The organism is Pseudomonas arabinosi (assembly GCF_047758675.1).
Classification (GTDB): domain Bacteria; phylum Pseudomonadota; class Gammaproteobacteria; order Pseudomonadales; family Pseudomonadaceae; genus Aquipseudomonas; species Aquipseudomonas arabinosi.
On record NZ_CP180480.1, the window covers coordinates 6,033,994 to 6,057,621 of the forward strand.

Consider the following 23,628-nt stretch of genomic DNA (forward strand, 5'->3'; position numbering starts at 1 on the left):
ACCAAGCTCGCGGGTGGGCGTCAACCCGGTGCATGAGTCGCGTCAGGCGCCTGTGCCAACGTATCGCTGGTACAGCGCAAATCACCGATCATCAGCACGTTGTTTTCACTGCGCGTATTGGCCGTGTCGAGGCGGAACTGGCACAGCAACTGATCGCCCCGCCGCACTTCGAGGGTCGGCGCACCGGCGTTCATTTCCATTGAGAAGAAACCGTCCACCTCCGTGACTCCGCGGCTGGCGTGGTTGATCACGTGGTGGCCCTTGAGCGGTTTGCCCTGAGCGTCAAGCAAGCGACCGAGCACGGTCAGGGTTTTGCTCACGGTGATCTTGCGGTAATCGACACCGCCCTTGTTCAGGTGGTAGCGGGTGCGTGGCGGTTGAATACTCGCCGACGGCGCGTGGTTGCCTTCAAAGTCGAAACTCACTGAACTGTTTTGGTACGCGGTCAGCGGCACATAGTTGCGGCCCGCGTGCAAGGTCGCGCTGCCGCCGCTGAGGTCGTCGGCACGCAGGGCGATCTCGTCGAGATCGGTCTCCACGTCAATGATCATTCCAGCACCGCCCGTGTGGTACTGACTGGTCATGACCATATTTTCCTTGCCCACGGCCACGGTGCTGTCCAGGTTCAGGCCACCGGTGTAATTGCCGTTGAAAGACGAGCGTTGAACAAAAGCATCGCCATTGAATGTGTCAGCCTGAAAACTGGAAAGACCGGACAGCCCGACGCCATAAGTATCGGCGAGGGCCGTGACCGACACGTTTTGCAGAGCGTGGTCTTCAAGGGTTTTCTGGTAGGTCAGCGAGCCATTGTTGTCGCGGCCACCATCGCGTGACGTGCGAGTACCGATACTGCCGGACCACTGCTCGCCCGGCCCGCCGAGCGCGACGCTGACGCTCAGGTCGACGCCGCGATTGCGTTCATCGCCACTGCTGAAACTGCCAGGACGATCGAACACCGAGAGTCGCCAACTGGCATCACTGCCAAACAGGCGCGTGCGTTGCGACCAGCCAAGATCGAGACCGACGCCCTCGGTATTGCCATCACTGTAGGACACCCGCCCATTGAGTGAACTCTTGCTGCTGAGGCGATGATTGATCGCCAGCGACGAGTTGCTGGTCTGGCCGACAAACACACTGCGCTGGCGCACACGGGTGCCGTCCGGCAAGGTTTCGTAGGTGTTGGTGGTGTCTAGCCAACTGCGATTGTGGGTAACGAACAGATTCCCGGCGCCGTAGTTGTAGAGGGCTTGAAAATCCATACCGGTGCCGTGATCCTCGGTCTGGTACAGGTTGGCGTACAGGCTGGTATTGGTAATCGGCGTCCAGTCGATGGAGGATCCGTACTGTTGTTTGCCCTGCAACTGACGCGCCGACAGGCCGAGGATCATCCGTGGATGCAACAGGTAATTGACCGCGGCACCCGCCGTCATGTCACCTTTGGGTTGTTGATCCCAGTTACTCAGCAACTTGCTTTCCTGGCCGGCGAACAGGCTGTAGCGCCAGCGCTCATCGTGATTGCGCCAGTTGGTGGGTTTGTACACCAGCTCCTGAGTGGTCGAGGTGATCTGGCCGTCTTCGATCAACCGCACCTCGACTTCGTAAATACCGCCGGGCAATGGCCGGGTATCGAGGGTGTGCAAACCGGCAGCGATGGCTTGTGTGTTGATCAGCACGCCATTGCGAAAAATCTCCACCGACGCCTGCCGATTGGCCGTTACATAGATCGGGTACACGCTGGGCGTGGGGCTGTTGATCGCCAGGCTGTCGGAGCTGCCATACATCAGGCCCACCGCCGTGTCGGGGCTGGCGCCAAAAGAACGCAACTGACGGGTCAGGCCTTCGGAACTGGGTGTGAAATAACCCAGTCGCAAAAACGTACCGGGTAGCTCGCGCTGACCATACAACTCATGCACCGCGTGATAGAGCTTGTCATCCGGACCGCCGAGCCGGGCCAGTTGCAGGTTCGCCCGTTGGGTCCAGTTGCCCAGGCTGCTACTCGCCTCAAGACCATAGCGACCGCCCAGGTCCTGGTCCTGCCCACCGTTGAGGTTGAGCTGATTGCGCACGATCAGCCCAGTACTACCGCCTTCGGGCAATTGGTAATAACGCGGCGTTTCGGTATCACGCTCGGCATTTTCAGTAGCAACCGAAAGCAGCGAACTCTGTAGGTTGTAATGCACCGCAACCACCCGCTCCGGGCAACTACCCTGGCAGGCACCGAGGGCCACACCTTGCTTCAAATAAGCGGCCAGCCCCTCACGCTCACTGGCAGGAGTGCGACTGTCCGTGGTATCGGTAAAGTCCAGCAAAGTGACACGATCATCCTTGGTCAATATGATCATCGCCTCACCGAGAAACTGTTGATCACGCTCCACCCGAACAGCCAATGGCACATCGAAGAAGTGCTCTTCGAAGTCCGCCGGCAACCCTTTCGCTTGCGCGAGCAAACTTCGGGGTGTTGTGGCGTTTTCAGTGGGTGCTGCGAAAGCACTGGCACATAAAAAAAGTGCGAGCGCTGCCGCGATGGGCGTCATCGGGAACATGTTCTTAATACTCGAATTACATAAGAAGTCGGCGCCCACCGGTCACTCAATGATGACCAGTGGGGCAAGACCGTTGAATAAAAAGCTTTATTCAAAAAAGTTATCGATCAAGGCTTTATTACTGGTTCGAAAACAACCGCGAAACTGGTGGTGTAGTCACCTGTTTGCGTGGCTGTCGGGGCTGCAGCCTTGATGACCATTTCCCGTTGAACGCCCGGCACCGAGTCCGTTTCGTTAACGACTTCAGTGGTGGTACTGCCCAATTCAACGCCGCCAATCGTCACCGTCAATGGAATGCTGTCTCGGCCGTTATACAGCGCCGCATCGCCATCGATCAGTGCATTGATGGCGCCTTTCGGATCGGTGTGCTTCAGGTTGAACTGACCCCGTACGGTGGTCAGTTCACCACTGCCCTGCTGGGTCATGGTTTCGTCACGACCGAAGTCCGGGTTTTGCGGCGCGACATTGAACAGCGAAGTCGGGACAAATGCCTTGATGTTAATGATCTGGTTGATCGGTTCTGCAGCGAAAGCCATGGAAGTACCAAGGGCCAGGACAGTCATCGGAACGGCCATTGCAATTTTCTTGAACATGTTAAGCACCTGTTTTTTTCAAAGGATTGAGACGTGAAAGTCTTAATCAGCCATGCCGGACTTCAGCATGATGGCGTTTTGGCTGAACTTTCAACGCCGAGGCATGATCCAGCAATCGCTTGAAAAAGTAAGTACGAAGGTTCTGATGAACTTGTAGTTTATGCGACTCGTAACTCGCACGAAAAAACACCTGATTAGATGAATCCATTTATTAAACTGTCGGAGAAATACTACACACAATATTAATCAAAAAAGCACACAGATATGAAGAATTACAACATCTGTAAGACTCAGACTACTTATACATAGTTACTGACCGGGAATACAGAGTAAAACAGGGCTATTAGTTTAATTGCTCTAAAAATACCGAACACGTTGAGCACTCCTCTTCTCAGTGAGGTTGGCATATAGGAGACCGACCGTTGATCCGCCCGGCTTGCGCAATCGTTAAGATATATCTTAAGTTGTATCTAAACACGACGAGAGAACGCAGAAAATGAGAGACCATCATTCCCCCCACCGCGAACACGGCGATGGCCGTGACGGATTCGAGAAACGCCCCGGCCGCGAGCGCGGTGGTCGCGGCCCTCGGGTGTTCGCACCCGGCGACCTGAAACTGCTGCTGCTGGCGCTGATCGCCGAACAGCCGTGCCACGGCTACGACCTGATCCGCCAGATCGAAGGCATGTTCGATGGCGCCTACAGCCCCAGTCCCGGCGTCATCTACCCGACACTGACGTTTCTGGAAGAAAGCGAAATGATCACCGGCGACGCTGAAGCCGGAAAAAAACGCTACAGCGTGACCGACGCCGGACGTCTGTCTTTAAGCGATCAGGCGGTTGCCCTCGACGGTGTGCGGATGCGCATCGATGTCAGCAAACGCTCACTGCGCGGGCATGACCGACCCGCCGAAATTCACGAAGCGGTGCATAACCTGCGTCACGCGTTGCAACTGCATCACGGTCGCTGGAGCCCCGAAGAAATCCTGCGCGTGGCGGCCCTGCTCAACGACACCGCCAAAGCCATCGTCGATGGCCCCCACGTTCAACCCGTTCAGGAGAAAGCCGAATGACAGAAGTGATCGAGCACACCATTCACCGCGTCATGCATGAAATCAAACGCCGTCGCCTGGAAGTGCTGCGGGTGGTCGACCTGACGCCGCGCATGCGCCGCATCACGCTGGGCGGGCCGGAGCTGGCGGGGTTCGTCAGCCTCGGCACGGACGATCACGTCAAACTGCTGTTCCCGCAGAACGCCGCGGAACAAGCGGCACTGGAAACGCTGGTGCTCGGCGCCGGCAAGGACAACGGCCCGATGCCGGCCATGCGTGACTACACGCCACGCCGCTATGACCTTGACACGCTGGAACTGGACATCGACTTCGTGCTGCACGGCGACGGCCCCGCCTCGACCTGGGCCGAACAGGCGAAACCGGGGCAGTTCTTGCACATCGGCGGGCCACGGGGCTCGATGATCGTGCCGGACATGTTCGACGGCTATTTACTGATCGGTGACGAGACGGCGATCCCGGCGATTGCGCGGCGTCTCGAAGGCCTGGCGGAGAATCGTCGGGCGTTGGTAATCATCGAAGTGGAAAACGGCGCGGAGCAGCAGAAGCTGGAAAGCCCGGCACAGGTAAATGTGATCTGGGTGTTGCGTGACGGCGGCAAGAACAATCTGCTGAACGCCGTGAAGGAACTGCAAGTGCCCCAGGGCAAGCTGTACGCCTGGGTGGCGACCGAGACCAAAGTGTCGCGGCAGATTCGTCGGGTGCTGCTCGATGAGCATGGCCTGGACGAGCGGTTCGTCAAAGCCGTCGGCTACTGGCGGCTGGATGACAGCGACGAAGAGTGACAGCGACTTTTGTGGCTGCGATGTTTTCTGTGGCGAGGGGACTTGTCCCCGTTGGAGTGGATGTTACTTTCGACCCGCGAGCCACCGATCCAGCCCAATCAACACAAGCGCAATGAAAATAAACCCCGCCAATAACCCACCCGCATTCACAAACACCTGTGGATAACCCAGCTTGGCGACATCAATGAACGGATAGGGATAAACCGCCAGCAGATGCCCGCGCCACATCGAATACGCGAAGTACACCACTGGATAGATCACCCACGTAGCGATATGCCGCAGCCGCAACGTGCCTTTCGGCACACAGCACCACCAATAAGCCAGAAACAGCAGCGGCATGACGTCATGCATCAGCTCATCGGCCAGCCATTGCCAACCTTCGGGATGCCACAAATGGCGCAACAGAACGTTGTATGCCACACCGACCACAGCGATGCTCACGGCAATCCCGCTGCTCACCCACGGTTGCAAGAACCAGCGTCGCGCCGCCGACTCGCGGGGGGTCAGCTCACACGTCAGCACGGTCGCCACCAGCGTATTGGTCAGCACGGTGAAATAGCTGAAGAAGCTGATCAGCCCACCCAACAGACTGGCCCCCAGCGTCCAGCGCGAATAGAAAATCAGGTACAGCTGAATGCTCAGTCCCGCCCATCCGAGGACTGCGGCCAGGGCCACCAGACGACGCCGCGCGGCAGACTGGACGACCATGTTCAGAGCGGGCGCTTGGTGCGCATCAACTTCACGTACAAGTGTTCGACCTTCTCCCGCGCCCACGGGGTTTTGCGCAGGAATGTCAGGCTCGACTTGATGCTCGGATCACTCTTGAAGCAGCGGATATCGATGCGCTCGGCCAGCCCTGACCATTCGTAGTGTTCAACCAGCGCGTTGAGGATTTGCTCCAGCGTCACGCCGTGCAGCGGGTTGTTGTTCTGTTCGGTCATGCCGGGCCTTCGAGCGGTGAAAGAATGGGAAGCCGCGCACCTTAGCCGAGGGTGTGGTCGGGTGGAAGCGCTCTGTGCGCTATCTGTTAAATGTAGGTGACCCCACAAGGATCGCCTCTTGGCACTGTTACCGAATACGAAAGAATTCATGTCGTTAAAAGCGCTTTCTCTATTTGTAACAGGACATTATCCTTGCGCCCGTCAAGCTGAAACGCTTCCGCTGCCCGCGACATACTGCCGCTTCAGTTCACTTCTCAGAAAAAGACCCAGAATTACTTCCCCTATGCCTTATTTTCAAACTCCGCGAGACAGCGCTGTCTGCACCACTATTGCTGGTCGAAAAGCCCTGAACCTGATGGGCGGACTGACCGCGTTGGGCCTCGCCACTTGCACCCAGGCCGCTCCGGCCTTCGATAGCGAGTCACCGTGGATGCTCGGCGACTGGAACGGCACGCGCACCGAACTTTCGGAAAAAGGCTACGACTTCAAAGTCGATTACACCGGCGAAATGGGCAGCAATCTGCACGGCGGCTACGACCATGACCGCACCGCTCGCTACAGCGACCAGTTCGGCCTCGGCACCCACATGGACTTGCAGAAGATTCTGGGCTGGGACGACGCCGAGTTTCAGCTGACCATCACCGAGCGCAACGGCAACAACATCAGCAACGACCGCATCAATGATCCGCGCGTGGGCGGGTTCACCTCGGCTCAGGAAGTCTGGGGCCGTGGCCAGACCTGGCGCCTGACGCAGATGTGGTATCAGCAGAAATTCTTCGATCAGAAGCTCGACATCAAGGTCGGTCGTTTTGGCGAAGGCGAAGACTTCAACAGCTTCCCCTGCGACTTCCAGAACCTCGCGTTCTGCGGCTCGCAGGTCGGCAACTGGGTCGGTGGCATCTGGTACAACTGGCCGGTCAGCCAATGGGCGATGCGGGTCAAATATCACCTGGCGCCGGAGCTGTACGCTCAGGTCGGTGTCTACGAGCAAAACCCGTCGAACCTTGATCGCGACAATGGTTTCAAGCTCAGCGGCAGCGGCACCCAGGGCGCGATTTTGCCGGTGGAACTGGTGTGGTCGCCGAAACTCAATGGCCTGCCGGGCGAATACCGCGCCGGTTATTACTACAGCAACGCCAAAGCCACTGATGCCTACAAGGACAGCAACGGTCAGCCGGCTGCCCTGAGCGGCGAGGCTTACCGCAGCGCGTCGAGCAAACACGGCGTGTGGCTCGGTGTGCAGCAGCAGATCACCAGCCGCGCCAGCGACAACTCCCGCGGCCTGAGCGTGTTCGCCAACGGCACGATGCACGACAAGAAGACCAACGCCATCGACAACTATGTCCAGGCTGGCGTCGTCTACAAAGGCTTGTTCGATGCGCGCGCCAAGGACGACATCGGTTTCGCCCTGGCTCGCGTCCACGTCAACCCGGCCTACCGCAAGAACGCCGAGGCGACCAATCAGGCCCGCGCGGTCTTCGACTACAACGACCCGTCTTTCCTGCCACCGCAAGACACCGAATACAGCGCCGAACTCTATTACGGCGTGCACGTCACGAATTGGCTGACCGTGCGCCCGAACCTGCAATACATCCGCCACCCCGGTGGCGTGGACAAGGTCGATGACGCGCTGATTGGCGGGATAAAAATCCAGTCATCGTTCTAACCAACACCGAAAAACCCTGTGGGAGCGAGCCTGCTCGCGATAAGGCCAGCACAGCCAACATTGATGTTGTCTGACCCACCGCTATCGCGAGCAGGCTCACTCCTACAGGGATCGCGTCAACCGAACCATTTTTATCTGAACCCTGCCCGCACCTGATCGTCATCTACAGTGAACTTGCGCGGGACTACTTAAAACGTCACGGAGAACCACACTATGAGCACTGATGGTGCTTTGAGTCGAAGCCGTCTGCTGCCGAGCCTGCTCGGTATCCTGCTTCTGCTAATGGGCCTGGCCATGCTGGCCGGGGGGATCAAGCTGAGCATGCTCGGCGGCTCGCTGTATTACCTGCTGGCCGGTATCGGCCTGGTGCTCACCGGGGGGCTGCTGATCGCTGCCCGCCGCTCTGCGCTGGGCCTGTATGCAGTGGTGCTGTTCGCCAGCACCATCTGGGCCCTGTGGGAAGTCGGCCTCGATTGGTGGCAACTGGTGCCACGTCTGGCGATGTTGTTTGCCATCGGTATCGTCATGTTGCTGCCGTGGGTCCGCCGCCCGCTGCATCGCGGTGAGTTCAATCCGGTCGGCACGGGTGCGCTGAGCGCTGCCGTGGCGATTGCCGGTGTTGCCGCGCTCGCCAGTCAGTTCACCAACCCCGGTGAAATCAAAGGCCAACTGGACCGCGACAGCGTGCCAGGCATGACCAACACCGCCCCGGCCATGCCCGACGGTGACTGGAACTCCTACGGCCGCAGCGCCCATGGCGATCGTTACTCGCCACTGGCGCAGATCACCCCGCAGAACGCGAACAAGCTCGTTCCGGCCTGGACCTTCCGCACCGGCGACCTGCCAGGGCCGAACGACCCGGGTGAAACCACTGCCGAAAACACCCCGCTGAAAGTCAACGGCATGCTCTACGTCTGCACGCCGCACAGCCAGGTGATCGCGCTGGACCCGGACACCGGCAAGGAAATCTGGCGTTTCGATCCGAAGCTCTCCACGCAAAACGCGGCGAACTTCAAGGGTTGGGCGCACATGACCTGCCGTGGCGTGACCTATCACGATGACGCCGCCTACACCTCCGAGCAAAGCCCGACGGGCACTGCCAGCCCTGCGCCGGTCAGCAACGTCTGCCCACGCCGGATCTTCCTGCCGACAGCCGACACCCGTCTGATCGCCCTCGACGCCGACACCGGCAAGATGTGCGAAGACTTCGGCGACAAGGGCCAGGTTGATCTGCGCGCCAACATCGGCGGCTTCACGGCGGGCGGTTACTATTCCACCTCGCCTCCAGCGGTCACTAAAGACCTGGTCGTGATTGGTGGCCACGTCACCGACAACGTCTCCACTGACGAGCCTAGCGGCGTGATCCGCGCGTTCGACGTGCACACCGGCAAACTGGTGTGGAACTGGGACAGCGGCAACCCGGACGACACCACGCCGATTGCCGAAGGCAAGGTCTACACCCGCAACTCGCCGAACATGTGGTCCATGTTCGCCGTCGACGAAAAACTCGGCATGCTTTACCTGCCGATGGGCAACCAGACCCCGGACCAGTTCGGTGGCGCTCGCACCCCCGAATCGGAACTGCACGCCGCTGGCCTGACCGCCCTCGACATCGCCACCGGTAAAGTGCGCTGGCACTTCCAGTTCACCCACCACGACCTGTGGGACATGGACGTCGGCGGCCAACCAACCCTGATGGACCTGAAAACCGCTGACGGCGTGAAGCCAGCGGTACTCGCGTCCACCAAGCAAGGCAGCATCTACGTGCTGGACCGCAGCACCGGCAAGGCCATCGTGCCGATCAACGAAGTGCCAGTGCCACAAGGCGCTGTCGAAGGTGATCACACCTCGCCGACCCAACCGAAATCCGACCTGAACCTGATGCCACCGCCGCTGAAAGAACGCGACATGTGGGGCGTGACGCCGTTCGACCAACTGATCTGCCGGATCGACTTCAAATCCATGCGCTACGACGGCCCGTTCACGCCGCCATCGCTGCAAGGTTCGATCGTGTATCCAGGCAACTTCGGCGTGTTCGACTGGGGCGGCATCTCGGTTGACCCGGTGCGTCAGATTGCTTTCATGAACCCGGACTACATGGCGTTCAAATCGAAAATGATCCCGGCCGCCGAAATCGCTGCCCAAGGCCCGCGTAAAAGCGAAACCGAAGGCGTGCAGCCGAACAAAGGCGCGCCCTACGGCGTCATCCTCGAACCCCTGCTCTCGCCACTGGGCCTGCCGTGCCAGGCACCGGCCTGGGGTTACGTGACAGCGGTCGACCTGACCAACAGCAAAATCATCTGGAAACACAAAAACGGCACCGTGCGCGACAGCTCGCCGGTACCGATCCCGCTGAGCATGGGCGTACCAAGCCTGGGCGGTACCTTCGTCACTGCTGGCGGCGTCGGATTCCTGAGCGGCACCCTCGACCAGTACCTGCGCGCCTACGACGTGAAAAACGGCAAGCAGTTGTGGGAAGGTCGCCTGCCAGCAGGTGCACAAACCACACCGATGACCTACACCGGCAAGGACGGCAAGCAATACGTGCTGGTCGTTGCGGGCGGTCATGGGTCTCTGGGCACCAAGCAGGGTGACTATGTGATTGCGTACAAACTGTCCGAGTAAGTTTTAGCGGCGGTTAAAGGAAAGGCGACTCCTGCGAAGGGGTCGCCTTTTTTGTGGCCGCTGTCCCGTCGCACCGCACATCCCCTGTGGGAGCGAGCTTGCTCGCGATGTTTAACATTCAACATCAATGTCGGCTGACACTCCGTCATCGCGAGCAAGCTCGCTCCCACAGGGGATCGGGTAAGCCTTTCACCCCTCACCACTCAACAGGCCGAGCGTTAGCTCGCCTGCAGCTTGTGATCTTGATCCACCCGCCCCTTCGGGAGGCTGAGTGGAGGCGTTCATCTGGGGGGCAGGCGCGCAGCGCCGTTCGACGAAGTCGAACACATCGAGAGGAGGTCGAAGCGAAGCCGACCGGAGGCGATGCCCCCAGATGAATGCCGGAGCGAAGGAACCCCGAGCCCAGGCGAGGGGCCGGACGCTCGGGCGAGACCTTTTGGTTCCTTTTGGGGCGTTTGCCAAAAGGGACTCGCCGTAAGGGCGAAACCATTAGCAGCCGTTACCGCAGCAATGGATATACCCCCGGTCAACCACCAACATGGTCGGCCCAAAGGCCGCCAAGTCAAACGCACCTGTCAAACCCCTGAACACACACCCAGAAATATCCCCCGCCATTGAAACCACCCCTGACCCGCCCCATCTAACACCCATACCCAATTGCGCAGGTGCCCCATGAGCGACCAGCAAGAATTCCCCGAAGACCCGAGCGAATACGCCGACCCAGAGAACGCCGAACACCACTCCACCGGCAAAGGCCTCGCCCTGCCAGGCCAGAACCTGCCGGACAAGGTCTACATCATCCCGATCCACAACCGCCCGTTCTTCCCGGCCCAAGTGCTGCCGGTCATCGTCAACGAAGAACCGTGGGCCGAAACCCTCGACCTGGTGAGCAAATCCGATCACCACTCCCTGGCCCTGTTCTACATGGACACGCCCCAGGAAGATCCGCGCCATTTCGACACCTCGGCCCTGCCGCTCTACGGCACGCTGGTCAAGGTGCACCACGCCAGCCGCGAAAACGGCAAACTGCAATTCGTCGCCCAAGGCCTGACCCGCGTGCGCATTCGCACCTGGCTCAAGCACCATCGCCCGCCGTACCTGGTGGAAGTCGAATACCCGCACCAGCCCACCGAGCCGACCGACGAGGTCAAGGCCTACGGCATGGCGCTGATCAACGCGATCAAGGAACTGCTGCCGCTCAACCCGCTGTACAGCGAAGAGCTGAAAAACTACCTCAACCGCTTCAGCCCCAACGATCCGTCGCCGCTGACCGACTTCGCCGCCGCGCTGACCTCAGCCACGGGCAGCGAGCTGCAAGAAGTGCTCGACTGCGTGCCGATGCTCAAGCGCATGGAAAAAGTCCTGCCGATGCTGCGCAAGGAAGTCGAAGTCGCGCGCCTGCAGAAAGAAATTTCCGCCGAAGTTAACCGCAAGATCGGCGAGCATCAGCGCGAGTTCTTCCTCAAGGAACAACTCAAGGTCATCCAGCAAGAGCTGGGCCTGACCAAGGACGACCGTAGCGCCGACATCGAACAGTTCGAACAACGCCTGGAAGGCAAGGTTCTGCCCGCACAGGCGCAAAAGCGCGTCGAAGAGGAAATGAACAAGCTGTCGATCCTCGAAACCGGATCGCCGGAGTACGCGGTCACCCGCAACTATCTCGACTGGGCGACTTCGGTGCCGTGGGGCGTGTACGGCGAGGACAAACTCGACCTCAAGCACGCGCGCAAGGTATTGGACAAACACCATGCCGGCCTCGATGACATCAAGGACCGCATCCTCGAGTTCCTCGCGGTCGGTGCCTACAAAGGCGAGATCAGCGGCTCCATCGTGCTGCTGGTCGGCCCGCCGGGTGTGGGTAAAACCAGTGTCGGCAAATCCATCGCCGAATCCCTCGGTCGACCGTTCTACCGCTTCAGCCTCGGCGGCATGCGCGACGAAGCCGAGATCAAGGGCCATCGCCGCACCTACATCGGTGCGCAGCCGGGCAAACTCGTCCATGCGTTGAAAGACGTCGAAGTGATGAACCCGGTGATCATGCTCGACGAGATCGACAAGATGGGCCAGAGCTACCAGGGCGACCCGGCCTCGGCGCTCCTGGAAACCCTCGACCCGGAACAGAACGTCGAATTCCTCGACCACTACCTGGACTTGCGTCTGGACCTGTCGAAAGTGCTGTTCATCTGCACCGCCAACACCCTGGATTCGATCCCCGGCCCGTTGCTGGACCGGATGGAAGTGATTCGCCTGTCGGGCTACATCACCGAAGAAAAAATCGCCATCGCCAAACGTCACCTGTGGCCGAAGCAGCTGGAAAAGGCCGGCGTGTCCAAGGGCAGCCTGAGTATCAGCGACAGCGCGTTGAAAGCATTGATCGACGGATATGCCCGTGAAGCCGGGGTGCGCCACTTGGAAAAAGAACTGGGCAAACTGGTGCGCAAAGCCGTGGTGAAATTGATCGACGAGCCGAAAGCGGTGATCAAAATCGGTCCGAAAGACCTCGAAGCCTCACTCGGCCATCCGGTCTTCCGTAACGAGCAAGTACTGTCCGGTACCGGCGTCATCACCGGGCTGGCCTGGACCAGCATGGGCGGTGCGACCTTGCCGATCGAAGCCACGCGCATTCACACCTTGAACCGTGGTTTCAAACTCACCGGGCAATTGGGTGACGTGATGAAAGAGTCGGCGGAAATCGCCTACAGCTACGTCAGCTCCAACCTGAAGTCATTTGGCGGTGATCCGAAGTTTTTCGATGAAGCTTTCGTTCACTTACACGTACCGGAAGGCGCGACCCCGAAAGACGGCCCGAGCGCCGGCGTGACCATGGCCAGCGCCCTGCTCTCGCTCGCCCGAAATCAGGCGCCGAAAAAAGGCATCGCCATGACCGGCGAACTGACGCTGACCGGGCATGTATTGCCGATTGGCGGAGTGCGCGAGAAGGTGATCGCGGCGCGGCGGCAGAAGATCTTCGAATTAATCCTGCCGGAGCCTAATCGCGGTAGCTTTGAAGAATTGCCGGACTATCTGAAGGAAGGTATTACCGTGCACTTTGCCAAGCGTTTTGCGGATGTGGCGAAGATTCTGTTCTGATAAACATCTAGCGCCAGTTCTACCGTCATCGCGAGCAGGCTCGCTCCCACAATGGTCAGCGGTGTTCACAATTTTTGTGTTCGCCGCAAAACCCTGTGGGAGCGGCGATGACGCGATCCGACTTGCCCGCAATGGCATCGGAGTGCATGACGCAAAACTTCAAAGAACGAAGATTGCTGTTCTTTGCTTATCGCAAAAAAATATAAAAACCTGTCACAAATGACAGTAGTCATGACTATTCAAACCGGTCAGGATTTTCCGTACACAAACCCTGTACCGAAAGAAGGTCACTATGACAGCCAATACAGATAATTCCGTGTCTGCCATCTATCAACGTTTTAATGGGGAAATTAGCATCACAACAGGAAAGGTCAACCTCATATCATCACAGTTGACATTTAATCCAAACAGTAACTCCGCGACATTACGTTTCAGACTCAACCAAATCAGCCCATCTCAAGACCAAACTATATCTTTTACACTCTCCAACACCATCAAGTCCGGCACTTACGATGTAAATAGCCCTGATACTTTTCAAAGTGCATCTTACATCGAGCATCTTAGACAAGATGAATTCAAATTTCTGCCTTATCAATCCGATGCCGTCGCCGGCAAATTGACCATTGAAATCATAGATTCAGGAACCGGACAACGTACCTACAATGTGACTGATTTCAATATTACCGTCAAAGCCAATCAAAACAGCTCAGACACCCAAACATTAAACGGCAAGTTTATTGTTACGGTCGATGATGTGACGTTTTAGTTGCCGCCAATCTCAGACCGGCATCCCCGTCTGCCCCTATGTCGCCACCGCGACTCAGCGTACATTTGCTCGATTTTTTTAAAAGAGCCCCCCAAGCGGATCTGCTTTCATTACTTGGAGATACATCATGGAAACCTTACACAAAAATGCTGCGCAGGCTACCAAGCTTCAAAATATAACCGGTGAGTTCAATGCAATATTCCCAAACGCTGTAACTCCGGCAAATGCACCGTACTCAAGAGCGCCATATCGATCTCAATCCCTTCACAATTTGGCACACCTCGATGAGGAGTTCATCGACATAAAAAGTGTTTCAGGCGGCCGCCCTGTGCAGTCTCTTTTTACCGGGGACCTACGAGAGCTCTCACTCAAAATCAAAAAAGGCACTACTTCCGGCACGTATAAATACAAGCCTGGCGTAGACGGTGCAATCCTTGACGTACGGTATGGAGAAATGGGTTTTTCGGAAGTTACCAATAATTATGTACTGCTTCAAGAACGAGCAATCGAAGCGACGCTCATATTGCAAGTTTCAGAAGACGAACGCTACTACTCGTCAAACTCTTTCGACATCAAAGTCTTGACGAGCAATGGCATCACTCTCGACATTAAAGCCGACTTCAAGGTTTATCTGACCATTGAGTAAGCAGGGCAACGCCGCGACTTTTTAATGGCATCCGAACTCCTTAGAAGTATCTAAGGAGTCCCTGCATATTTAGTTTCCCCCGCGACTTAAGTTATGCTCACCGTTCGTAGTGAACTCCGGAGCCACTGACCTTATGTCCCCCACCCGCCTGTTTGTCCCCCTCGCCCTCTCCTTGCTGGCCGCGTGCGCCACGCAACCGAAACAGAACGTGACCGTGGAAAAACAAAGCGAATGCCCGGTGCAACTGCACAGCGGGCAAAACCTAATCCTGACCCTGCCGAGCAACCCGACCACGGGTTACCGCTGGGCGATCCAGGATTCGGCCGGTGGCGTATTGCGCGCGCTCAGCCCCGAGGTCTACAGCAACCCGGAAGACGCGGGGATTGTCGGCAGCGCCGGCATCTCCACCTGGCGCTTCCAGTCCTTCACCGCGGGCACGGGCCGTTTGCGCCTGACCTACTCACAACCCTGGGCACCGGAAGTACCGGCAGTGGAAACCTTCGACTGCGCGATTTCGGTTAACTGATCGTGGGCTGGCTGATTCTGGCGCTGATGGGCGCGGTGACGTTCCTCTACGGCGTCAGTGTGCATGCAGCGTTGCTCTGTCTGCTGGTCAAACCGCTGCCGGTATTGGCGCTGCTCGGTTGGTTGCATGACGCACCTCCCAGCGAATATCGACGCTGGATCAGCCTTGGATTGATTTTCTCTCTGGTCGGCGATGTGTTGCTGGCGTGGCCGGGGGATTTGTTTGTGTTCGGTCTCGGTGCGTTTTTAGTTGCCCACTTGGCGTATCTGAAGGCCTATTTGAGCGATTGCCGGCGGGTGGCGGTGTTGCCGTTGATCATCGCTTTGGGCGTCGGCGCGGTGTTGTTGGGGATCTTGATCTCCAATGGGCTGGGTCCGCTGCTCATCCCGGTGATCGTCTACGGTCTGGCCATTAGCGCGATGCTCTGGCGCGCACTGGCCCGATTCGGCACCGACGTGCCCAAACGCTCGGCGATGCTGGCGGCGGCAGGTGCGGTGGCGTTTGTGTTCTCTGACAGCGTGATCGGCATCAATCGATTCGTCGCGCCGTTTCATGCCGCGCCTTACGTGATCATCCTCAGCTACTGGTTGGGGCAGTGGGGTATCGCAGCCTCGGCATTTAAGGACAAATAGCAACTTAGCCAGATTTCATAACCATAAAATCGATAAGCCATCTCGAAATGTTATAAAAACCTGTCACATCTGACAGTAGTACAGACTTTCTAGCCTACTTACTATTCAGTGGCGTTATCCAACCACGAACGTAAACCAAGGAAGAAAATCATGAGTCTTTTTAAAAGCAAAAATTCGACACTTTCTTTAGACCCCTTTGTCAGCGTCAACTGCGATATTGAAGCCAAGATTTCAAACCGCGTAAAGTTTCATACTCAAAACATCCAGTTCGACAAAGACATTCATAGCAATTCGATTGCTTATATCGGTCGAAGCTATGAAAACGGCTTTAACGATTCCAGAAAAGGGATGATGTTTATTTTTTCAAGTGACATTCAGTCCGGCACCTATTCACCCAAAGACTCAAATTTTCCATTTGACACATTTTATTATTATGAAAATGGAGCTAACGCCGACTTTACGACTTCTTACACCTACAAACCCGAAAGCGGCACTATTACCGTCGAAGTAGTCCAGAGTAACTCCGAGGCATTGATCTACCTCATCAACTTTGACTTCAAAGGCAAAGACAACAGGACCGAAGAGCTGCACATCGTTGGCAAAGCCGAACTCAATGTTTTCATGCGTCCTAAATGATCTCGCTCTAATCAATGAATGACCACGTCTTGCTTCTCGACCTGGTCATTCATTTGTCTTTTCCAAATGCTCTCTGCAGCCAAGGCCCCATCTGCCCCCTTCGCAAATCCCCCACGGTTTATCAGACAACCCAAGCATCCCCCCGTTAATTTGGCTAAAATGCCGGCCTTTTCCACCTATGCCGCTGGAACCGCCGTGAGCAAAGAACCCGATCGCCTTTTCGCCCAGCCTTTGGCCCAGGTGCCCGACTTCGCCTTTAACGAGGACGTGGTGCGGGTGTTCCCGGACATGATCAAGCGCTCGGTGCCGGGTTATCCGACCATCGTTGAAAACCTTGGCGTGCTCGCCGCACAGTTCGCCCAGCCAAACAGCGTCCTTTACGACTTGGGTTCGTCCCTCGGCGCCGTGACCCAGGCGCTGCGCCGACACGTACGCACCGACGGCTGCCGCGTCATCGCTGTGGATAACTCGGCGGCGATGGTTGAACGCTGCCGCGAGTACCTCAACGGTCAGGACTCGATGTTCCAGGAGTTGCTGCCGGTGGAAGTGATCGAAGGCGATATCCTTGCCCTCCAATTCCAGCCCGCCTCGGTGGTGGCGCTGAACTTCACCCTGCAATTCATCGCCCCGGAACAGCGTACCGCGCTGCTCTCGCGCATCCGCCAATCGTTGGTGCCCGGTGGTGCGCTGATCCTCTCGGAGAAGCTGCGCTTCAACGATCCCGAAGAACACACGCTGCTCACCGACCTGCATGTGGCCTTCAAACGCGCCAACGGCTACAGCGAACTGGAAATCGCCCAGAAGCGCAGCGCCATCGAAAACGTCATGAAGCCCGACAGCCTCGAAGAACACCGCGAGCGCCTGTTGGCCGCCGGTTTCTCGAAAGTCGTGCCGTGGTTCCAGTGTCTTAACTTTGCCTCGTTGATTGCCTTGCCATGATTGATCTGTCCCCCCTCGCCCGCCGCTTGGCTGGCACACCGCTGGCCGACTGGGCCAACACTCTGCAAGCGCAGCTCGACAAGAAAATGGAGAAAGGTCATGGCGACCTGGAGCGCTGGCAGAGTGCGCTGGACGCCTTGCCGAAGATTCAGCCGAGCGAAGTTGATTTGCTTAACGGTCTGACGCTGGACACCGATTGTGATGACGAAACCCGTGCGCAAATGCGCACCGCGCTGATGGGTTTGTCGCCGTGGCGCAAAGGGCCGTTCGATCTGTTTGGCGTGCATGTCGACACTGAATGGCGTTCCGACTGGAAATGGTCGCGGGTCGCCCCGCATCTGGATCTGAAGGGCAAACGCATCCTCGATGTCGGTTGCGGCAATGGCTATTACATGTGGCGCATGCTTGGCGCCGGGGCCGACAGCGTGATCGGTGTCGATCCTAACTGGCTGTTCTTCTGCCAGTTCCAAGCAGTGCAGCGTTACCTGTCCGAACCCAATGCCTGGCACCTGCCGTTCCCGTTCGAAGACCTGCCACCGAACATGGAAGGCTTCGACACGGTGTTTTCCATGGGCGTGTTCTATCACCGTCGCTCGCCGATCGAGCATCTGCTGGCGCTGAAGGATTGCCTGGTCAAGGGCGGTGAATTGGTGCTGGAGACCCTGGTGATCGAGGGCGATCAGCAGCAGGTGCTGGTACCGGAAGACCGTTATGCGCAGATGCGTAACGTGTGGTTCTTGCCGTCAGTGCCGGCGCTGGAACTGTGGCTGCGCCGGGCCGGGTTCACGGATGTTCGTTGTGTGGACGTGAGCGTGACGACGGTCGAGGAACAGCGCGGGACGGAGTGGATGAAGTATCAGTCGCTGAGCGATTTCCTTGATCCGGAAGATCACAGCAAGACGGTTGAAGGGCTGCCGGCGCCGATGCGTGCCGTGATCGTCGCCCGCAAGTAAAACCCCGATCTCCCTGCCAATGGAGATCAAATGTGGGAGCGGGCTTGCTCGCGAAAGCGGTTTAACATTCAGCAGAAATGTTGACTGATCTACCGCTTTCGCGAGCAAGTCGAATCGTCGCACCGCCGCTCCCACAATGGGTCGGTGGTTAGTCTGCTGGTTTGGCTCTTCGGGCCTTGAAGAACTCGCTCAACACCGCCCCGCATTCCTCAGCCAATACCCCGCCTTCATACAGCACCCGGTGATTCAAGAATCCCTGGGTAAAAAACTGCCCCTGACTCTGCACAATCCCGGCCTTCGGCTCCAGCGCCCCATACACCACCCGCGCAATCCGCGAATGCACGATCAGCCCGGCGCACATGCTGCACGGCTCAAGCGTCACGTAGAGCGTGCTGCCGGGCAGACGATAGTTGCTGGCTGCCAACGCGGCCGCGCGGATCGCGACCATCTCGGCGTGAGCACTCGGGTCGTTGCCGCTTATCGGGCAATTGAAACCCCGGCCAATGATTTCACCGTCCTGAACCAGCACCGCGCCCACCGGCACTTCACCCAGCGCCGCGCCTTGGGCGGCCAGGATCAGGGCTTCGCGCATGAAGTCACGATCACGGCTACGGTCGATGATTGCTGTCGGGCGTATCTGACGCATCACGCCACCTCGATGGCGGCCATCAGGCCGGTTTCCATGTGATCGATCACATGGCAGTGAAACATCCAGATCCCTGGGTTATCCGCCACCAGCGCCACTTGCGCGCGCTCGTTCTTGCCCAACAGGTAAGTGTCGGTGAAGTACGGAATGACCTTGTGCCGGTTCGAGGCAATGACCTTGAAACTCATGCCGTGCAGGTGAATCGGGTGTTGATACTGAGTCATGTTTTTCAATTCGAAAATGTAGCTCTTGCCCTTCTCGAGCTTGGCAATCGGGCGGTCGGCGCAGGTTTTGTCGGTAATGTCCCAGGCCTTGCCGTTGATCTGCCACAGGCTCGGCGGCTTGCCATTGTCGACGTTCACCGACACTGAGCCTACCCATTCGAAATTGAAGTTGAGTTTCTCCGCATTGGCCAGGTCCGGCTCGGCCACCGGGTTGGCGGGCAGCGCGGGTGGCCACTCGGTCGGTGCGTCGGTGTTCGCCACCGAACGGAACGTGCCCAGTCGTACCGGGCCATTGCGCAGGGACAGTTCTTCACCGGCCGGCGGTGCCTTGATCGCCAGGCAGATACGCATGCCCGGGCCAAGCCAGTATTCCTTGCCCAACGGGCGCGGTTCGATGGGGTTGCCGTCCAGCGCATAGATCTGCGCTTCGACGCCTGGGATATTGAGGCGGTAAGTCAGGGTGTTATCGAGGTTGAGCAGGCGCACCCGGGTGATCTGCCCGGCGGGCAATTCGATCACCGCTTGCGAGACGCCGTTGATGGTCGACAGACGCCCCGCCGTGCCACCACGGGCCGCTTCGCGAGGAATGCTGAACGCGACAAAAGCGCCCGCTTCATCGACGTGCCAACTCTTGAGGCTCAAGGTCTTCTCGTACTTGAAACCGGTAGGCTCGCGCTCTTCGATGATCAACGGGCCGACCAGCCCGCGCCCGAGTTCTTCGCTGCTGTTCACATGCGGGTGATACCAGTAGCTGCCGGCGTCGGGCACGCGGAATTTGTAGTCGAAGTATTCGCCCGGCAGCACTGGAAGCTGCGAGACGTAGGGTACGCCGTCCATTTCCAGCGGCAGGCGAATGCCGTGCCAGTGAATGGTGGTGGCGACCGGCAGGTGGTTGATGAAACGTACCCGCAGCCATTCACCCTGACGCACGCGCAACTCGGTGCCCGGCGCCGACGGGCCGAACGCCCAGGCCTCGGTTTTGTGCCCGGCCACCAGTTCGACGTCCAGCGGTGCGGCGATCAGCTCATAGTCGTGGCCCGCGTCGGCGTCGGCCATCTTGCCCAACCAGTACCGCGACGCGCCTCCCGCTCCGACACCAACGACAACAAGACCGGCCAGGCCACCGAGGATTTGGCGACGGGTAAAGGACATGAACTCAACTACCTCACGTATCAGCGACAGGCGCGGGGCCTGTAAAAGGCGAATACGATACACCTGCGGTTGAGAAACAGTAAGGGTGGGGTGGCGGATGGCCGCAGGTGTCTGCAAGGACCACCCCTCACCCTAACCCTCTCCCCAGAGGGGCGAGGGGACTGACCGAGTTGTTCTTAGAGCTACATCGACCTGAAAAACCGAGTCGAACTCAGGTTTTTTCCTCGCGATTTCATGCCGAACTTTGAACCTGAAAACTATGGAGATCAGCTCCCTTTCCCCTCTCCCCTGTGGGGAGAGGGCTGGGGTGAGGGGTGGTTCTTGAAGCTGATCAATCAGCGTCCGGGTAACGCCAACCCCATCAACAAATGCACCACCCCGTCTTCCAGCATCATGACTCCCGGCACACCGGCCATATTCAAAGCCTGCCTATCCATCCGCCCCACATCCCGCAACGCCACCCGAACCCGGGTCAGCGCCACCGGCTGCTGCGACTTGAGGTTATCCACACCGCCCAGAGCGGCGACGATTTCCGGGGCCAGACCAGAAACAGGCTGAGCAACCACTTTCGACTCATCCACGATCAGGTCCGGAGTCAACGCTTTCCAGAACGCCCGCTGCATTTTCTCGAACATGTTCAGTTCTCCAGTACCAGTGAAGTATCGACCGTCGCCTCGTGATACAGGCGCAACGCCTCGCGCACTTGCTCGGCGCTTTCCAGGCCCAGCACTTGCTGGGCGATGGCCTGGCAGTCCAGCAGATCCACTTCGCGAACCGCCGCTTTGATCGCCGGAATCAGCGGCACGCTCACCGACAGTTCATCCACCCCAAGTCCCAGCAGCAGCGGCACCGCCAGCGTTTCGGACGCCATGGCGCCACACACGCCGACCCATTTGCCATGGGCGTGAGCGGCCTTCACGGTGCTGGCAATCAAACGCAGCACCGACGGATGAAAACTGTCGGCCTGACTGGCCAGACGCGGGTGATCGCGGTCCATGGCCAGGGTGTATTGGGTCAGGTCGTTGGTGCCGATCGAGAAGAAATCCACTTCAGGCGCAAACAGATCGGCCATCAGTGCTGCTGCCGGCACTTCGATCATGATCCCCAGTTTCGGCAATTCAGTGAGGCCCAATGCCAGCGCCTCTTCCTCAAGCAGCTGCCGGGCCCGTCGCAACTCCGACAGCTGCGTGACCATGGGCAACATGATGTGCAGACGGGCCAGCCCGACGCTGCTCAGGATCGCCTTGAATTGATCGCGCAACAGCTGCGGGCGCTCCAGACATAAACGAACCCCACGCATGCCGAGGAACGGGTTGGTTTCGCTGTCCATCGGCACGTAGGCCAACGGTTTGTCGCCGCCGACATCCAGAGTACGCACCACCAGATTGCGTGCCGGTCCCAGGGCGCGGGCGATGGCGCTGTAGGTGGATGCCTGTTCGTCATGGCTCGGCGCATGATTGCGATCCAGATAAAGAAACTCCGAACGCAGCAATCCGACACCCTCGCCTCCCAGTGCCATGGCCTGCTCGGCTTCGGTCAGAGAAGCGACGTTGGCCGTCACTTCAAAATGATGACCATCGCGAGTACAAGCCGCCAGCGCAGCGTGCGCCAGCTCATGTTGATGGCGCTTCTGCTGGCGCTGACGATTGGCCTGCAGCTGCTCAATGGCTGCCAGGTCCGGGTCCAGATGCAGCTCGCCCTTGTCGGCGTCGAGCAACACTTGGGTGCCGTTGGCCAGCGCCAGCACCTGAACGGGTAACCCGCAGATTGCCGGCAAACCGGACGCCCGAGCGAGAATCGCGACGTGGCTGGTAGCACCGCCACCGACCGTGGCGAAACCCAGTACCTTGCGGGTATCGAGCCCGGCGGTCTGTGACGGCGTGAGTTGTTCGGCGATCAGGATCGCCCCTTCAGGCAGCTCCATCGCCTGATCCTGTACGCCGAGGATCAGCTTGAGCACTCGCTGGCCGACATCGGTCAGATCCGCCGCCCGCTCCGCCAGCAAGGCATTGCCCAGGCTTTTGAACAGGGTTGCCGTCGACTCGGTGGCCGCGCGCCAGGCGAACCCGGCACTTTTGCCTTCCATGATCAGCGCTTCGGTCTGAACCAGCAGACTCGGGTCTTCAAGCAGTTCCTGGTGCGCCTTGAAAATCTCTGCCTGGGCGTCACCGGTAGCGTTGTCGCGTAACTGCTGCAAGGCCAGCGCCGCTGCGGCCAATGCCCGAGACAGATGCGCTCGCTCACGCAGCGGAGCGACGCCGAACTCGCTTACTTCAAGCGTTTGCTCGGCGATCTGCACAACCTGGCCAAACGCCGAACCCGCCGAGGCACAGACTCCGCGCAAAACGTTCAGCGATGAAACTTCAACCGTCTCGACTTCTGCCATCACGGCTACCGTCTCACCACACCCGGCGGCCAGCAATTCGGCCAGCGTCTTGATCGCCGCTTCAGCATCCGGGCCGGCCGCGCTGACTTGCACAACATCACCATGAGCCGTCTGCAACGCCATGATCGCCACCAGGGATTTCGCGTTCGCACTCGCCTGCTGTTTATGCAGGTAAATGCTCGCCGAAAACCCTTTCGCCGCCTGAGCGAACACCGCGGCCGGACGGGCGTGCAAACCGTTCGGATTGGCGAGTGTCACCGGCTTGGAAAACAGGGCTTCGCCCTCTTCCGACACGGGCTCATCCGTTGCCTGCTCGACGGGCTTCAAACTCAGTAGCGGCTGGCCACTGTCTACCAAACCCGTTTCCGCTGTCAGCCAAGTGAACGGCTCACCGCTGACCACCAGCATCAACGTCAACAGACTGCGAGCGTTCAAGGCAATGAAGTCGGCATCGAACTCGATCAGCGCCTGCCCAACGTCAACCTGCTGGCCCTCCTCCACCAACCGCGTGAACCCCTTCCCGGCCAGGTTCACTGTGTCGAGGCCAATGTGCATCAACACCTGCACGCCATTTTCGTCGGTGATGCTGACCGCATGCCCACTGGCCTGCACATCGCTGACAACCCCCGCCAGCGGCGCGCACAACGTCGTTGAAGTCGGATCGATGCACAAGCCATCGCCGATTACCCGGCTGGAAAACACCGGATCGGGCACGAGTTCCAGTGGCATCAATACGCCGGACAGGGGCGCGTGCAATTGCAATTGTTGGGGTGTGGCCATGACGTCACCTGCTGTTTTGTTCTTTGAAGT

At 58.6% G+C, this 23,628-nt stretch carries 20 protein-coding genes; 12 read left to right on the forward strand and 8 right to left on the reverse strand.

Going from position 1 to position 23,628, the window contains the following annotated elements; all coding sequences use genetic code 11:
- Positions 1-20 precede the first annotated feature (20 nt).
- Entirely contained in the window at positions 21-2,543 is a 2,523-nt protein-coding gene (locus ACMXYJ_RS28065) for a CS1-pili formation C-terminal domain-containing protein (RefSeq protein ID WP_415757754.1), read from the reverse strand.
- Between the two features lie 107 nt (positions 2,544-2,650).
- Positions 2,651-3,136 (reverse strand): CS1 type fimbrial major subunit, encoded by a 486-nt coding sequence (locus tag ACMXYJ_RS28070; protein ID WP_415757755.1) that lies wholly within the window; start codon positions 3,134-3,136, stop codon positions 2,651-2,653.
- Between the two features lie 496 nt (positions 3,137-3,632).
- Between ACMXYJ_RS28070 and ACMXYJ_RS28075 the strand changes: the two genes are divergently transcribed.
- Complete coding sequence (locus ACMXYJ_RS28075) at positions 3,633-4,208, forward strand: PadR family transcriptional regulator (RefSeq protein WP_415757756.1); 576 nt, start codon at positions 3,633-3,635, stop codon at positions 4,206-4,208.
- Positions 4,205-4,990 (forward strand): siderophore-interacting protein, encoded by a 786-nt coding sequence (locus ACMXYJ_RS28080; RefSeq protein WP_415757757.1) that lies wholly within the window; start codon positions 4,205-4,207, stop codon positions 4,988-4,990. Before ACMXYJ_RS28075 ends, ACMXYJ_RS28080 begins: the two co-directional genes overlap by 4 nt.
- Before the next feature lie 63 nt (positions 4,991-5,053).
- Here the strand turns inward: ACMXYJ_RS28080 and ACMXYJ_RS28085 are convergent, their stop codons facing one another.
- Together ACMXYJ_RS28085 and ACMXYJ_RS28090 are read right to left on the reverse strand one after the other, a co-directional pair.
- On the reverse strand, positions 5,054-5,698 hold the full coding sequence (locus tag ACMXYJ_RS28085; protein WP_415757758.1) for a Pr6Pr family membrane protein: 645 nt from the start codon (positions 5,696-5,698) through the stop codon (positions 5,054-5,056).
- 2 nt (positions 5,699-5,700) lie between these two features.
- Positions 5,701-5,931, reverse strand: coding sequence for a VF530 family DNA-binding protein (locus ACMXYJ_RS28090; protein WP_131060937.1), 231 nt, complete (start codon positions 5,929-5,931; stop codon positions 5,701-5,703).
- Positions 5,932-6,214: 283 nt separating this feature from the next.
- Here ACMXYJ_RS28090 and ACMXYJ_RS28095 point away from each other — a divergent pair, with 283 nt between their 5' ends.
- The 10 genes from ACMXYJ_RS28095 to cmoB all read left to right on the forward strand — a co-directional run bounded on the left by ACMXYJ_RS28095 (position 6,215) and on the right by cmoB (position 18,410).
- A complete protein-coding gene (locus ACMXYJ_RS28095) occupies positions 6,215-7,597 on the forward strand; it encodes a carbohydrate porin (RefSeq protein WP_415757759.1) in 1,383 nt (460 codons plus the stop codon).
- A gap of 213 nt (positions 7,598-7,810) precedes the next feature.
- Positions 7,811-10,222 carry a glucose/quinate/shikimate family membrane-bound PQQ-dependent dehydrogenase gene (locus tag ACMXYJ_RS28100; protein WP_415757760.1) on the forward strand — a complete coding sequence of 804 codons (2,412 nt, stop codon included), beginning with the start codon at positions 7,811-7,813 and terminating at the stop codon, positions 10,220-10,222.
- A gap of 672 nt (positions 10,223-10,894) precedes the next feature.
- Complete coding sequence (gene lon / locus ACMXYJ_RS28105; protein ID WP_415757761.1) at positions 10,895-13,312, forward strand: endopeptidase La; 2,418 nt, start codon at positions 10,895-10,897, stop codon at positions 13,310-13,312.
- A gap of 292 nt (positions 13,313-13,604) precedes the next feature.
- Positions 13,605-14,078 carry a hypothetical protein gene (locus ACMXYJ_RS28110; protein ID WP_415757762.1) on the forward strand — a complete coding sequence of 158 codons (474 nt, stop codon included), beginning with the start codon at positions 13,605-13,607 and terminating at the stop codon, positions 14,076-14,078.
- 127 nt (positions 14,079-14,205) lie between these two features.
- Positions 14,206-14,724, forward strand: a complete 519-nt coding sequence (locus tag ACMXYJ_RS28115) for a hypothetical protein (RefSeq protein WP_415757763.1) — start codon at positions 14,206-14,208, stop codon at positions 14,722-14,724.
- Positions 14,725-14,857: 133 nt separating this feature from the next.
- A complete protein-coding gene (locus tag ACMXYJ_RS28120; protein WP_415757764.1) occupies positions 14,858-15,250 on the forward strand; it encodes a protease inhibitor I42 family protein in 393 nt (130 codons plus the stop codon).
- Between the two features lie 2 nt (positions 15,251-15,252).
- The gene (locus ACMXYJ_RS28125) at positions 15,253-15,882 is read left to right on the forward strand and encodes a lysoplasmalogenase (protein WP_415757765.1); all 630 of its coding nucleotides are present in this window, start codon (positions 15,253-15,255) and stop codon (positions 15,880-15,882) included.
- 150 nt (positions 15,883-16,032) lie between these two features.
- Positions 16,033-16,518, forward strand: a complete 486-nt coding sequence (locus tag ACMXYJ_RS28130; RefSeq protein ID WP_415757766.1) for a hypothetical protein — start codon at positions 16,033-16,035, stop codon at positions 16,516-16,518.
- A 159-nt stretch (positions 16,519-16,677) separates the two neighbouring features.
- Positions 16,678-17,457 carry a carboxy-S-adenosyl-L-methionine synthase CmoA gene (cmoA, locus tag ACMXYJ_RS28135; protein ID WP_415757767.1) on the forward strand — a complete coding sequence of 260 codons (780 nt, stop codon included), beginning with the start codon at positions 16,678-16,680 and terminating at the stop codon, positions 17,455-17,457.
- A complete protein-coding gene (gene cmoB, locus ACMXYJ_RS28140) occupies positions 17,454-18,410 on the forward strand; it encodes a tRNA 5-methoxyuridine(34)/uridine 5-oxyacetic acid(34) synthase CmoB (RefSeq protein ID WP_046049261.1) in 957 nt (318 codons plus the stop codon). The genes cmoA and cmoB overlap by 4 nt, the downstream gene beginning before the upstream one ends.
- A gap of 148 nt (positions 18,411-18,558) precedes the next feature.
- Here the strand turns inward: cmoB and tadA are convergent, their stop codons facing one another.
- The 4 genes from tadA to ptsP form a co-directional block, all read right to left on the reverse strand.
- Positions 18,559-19,056: a tRNA adenosine(34) deaminase TadA gene (tadA, locus tag ACMXYJ_RS28145; protein WP_415757768.1), complete on the reverse strand. Its 498-nt coding sequence runs from the start codon at positions 19,054-19,056 to the stop codon at positions 18,559-18,561.
- Positions 19,056-20,432 carry a multicopper oxidase family protein gene (locus ACMXYJ_RS28150; protein ID WP_415757769.1) on the reverse strand — a complete coding sequence of 459 codons (1,377 nt, stop codon included), beginning with the start codon at positions 20,430-20,432 and terminating at the stop codon, positions 19,056-19,058. Before ACMXYJ_RS28150 ends, tadA begins: the two co-directional genes overlap by 1 nt.
- A gap of 335 nt (positions 20,433-20,767) precedes the next feature.
- Entirely contained in the window at positions 20,768-21,067 is a 300-nt protein-coding gene (locus tag ACMXYJ_RS28155) for a PTS glucose transporter subunit IIB (protein ID WP_415757771.1), read from the reverse strand.
- 2 nt (positions 21,068-21,069) lie between these two features.
- The gene (gene ptsP, locus ACMXYJ_RS28160; protein WP_415757772.1) at positions 21,070-23,598 is read right to left on the reverse strand and encodes a phosphoenolpyruvate--protein phosphotransferase; all 2,529 of its coding nucleotides are present in this window, start codon (positions 23,596-23,598) and stop codon (positions 21,070-21,072) included.
- Positions 23,599-23,628 lie beyond the last annotated feature (30 nt).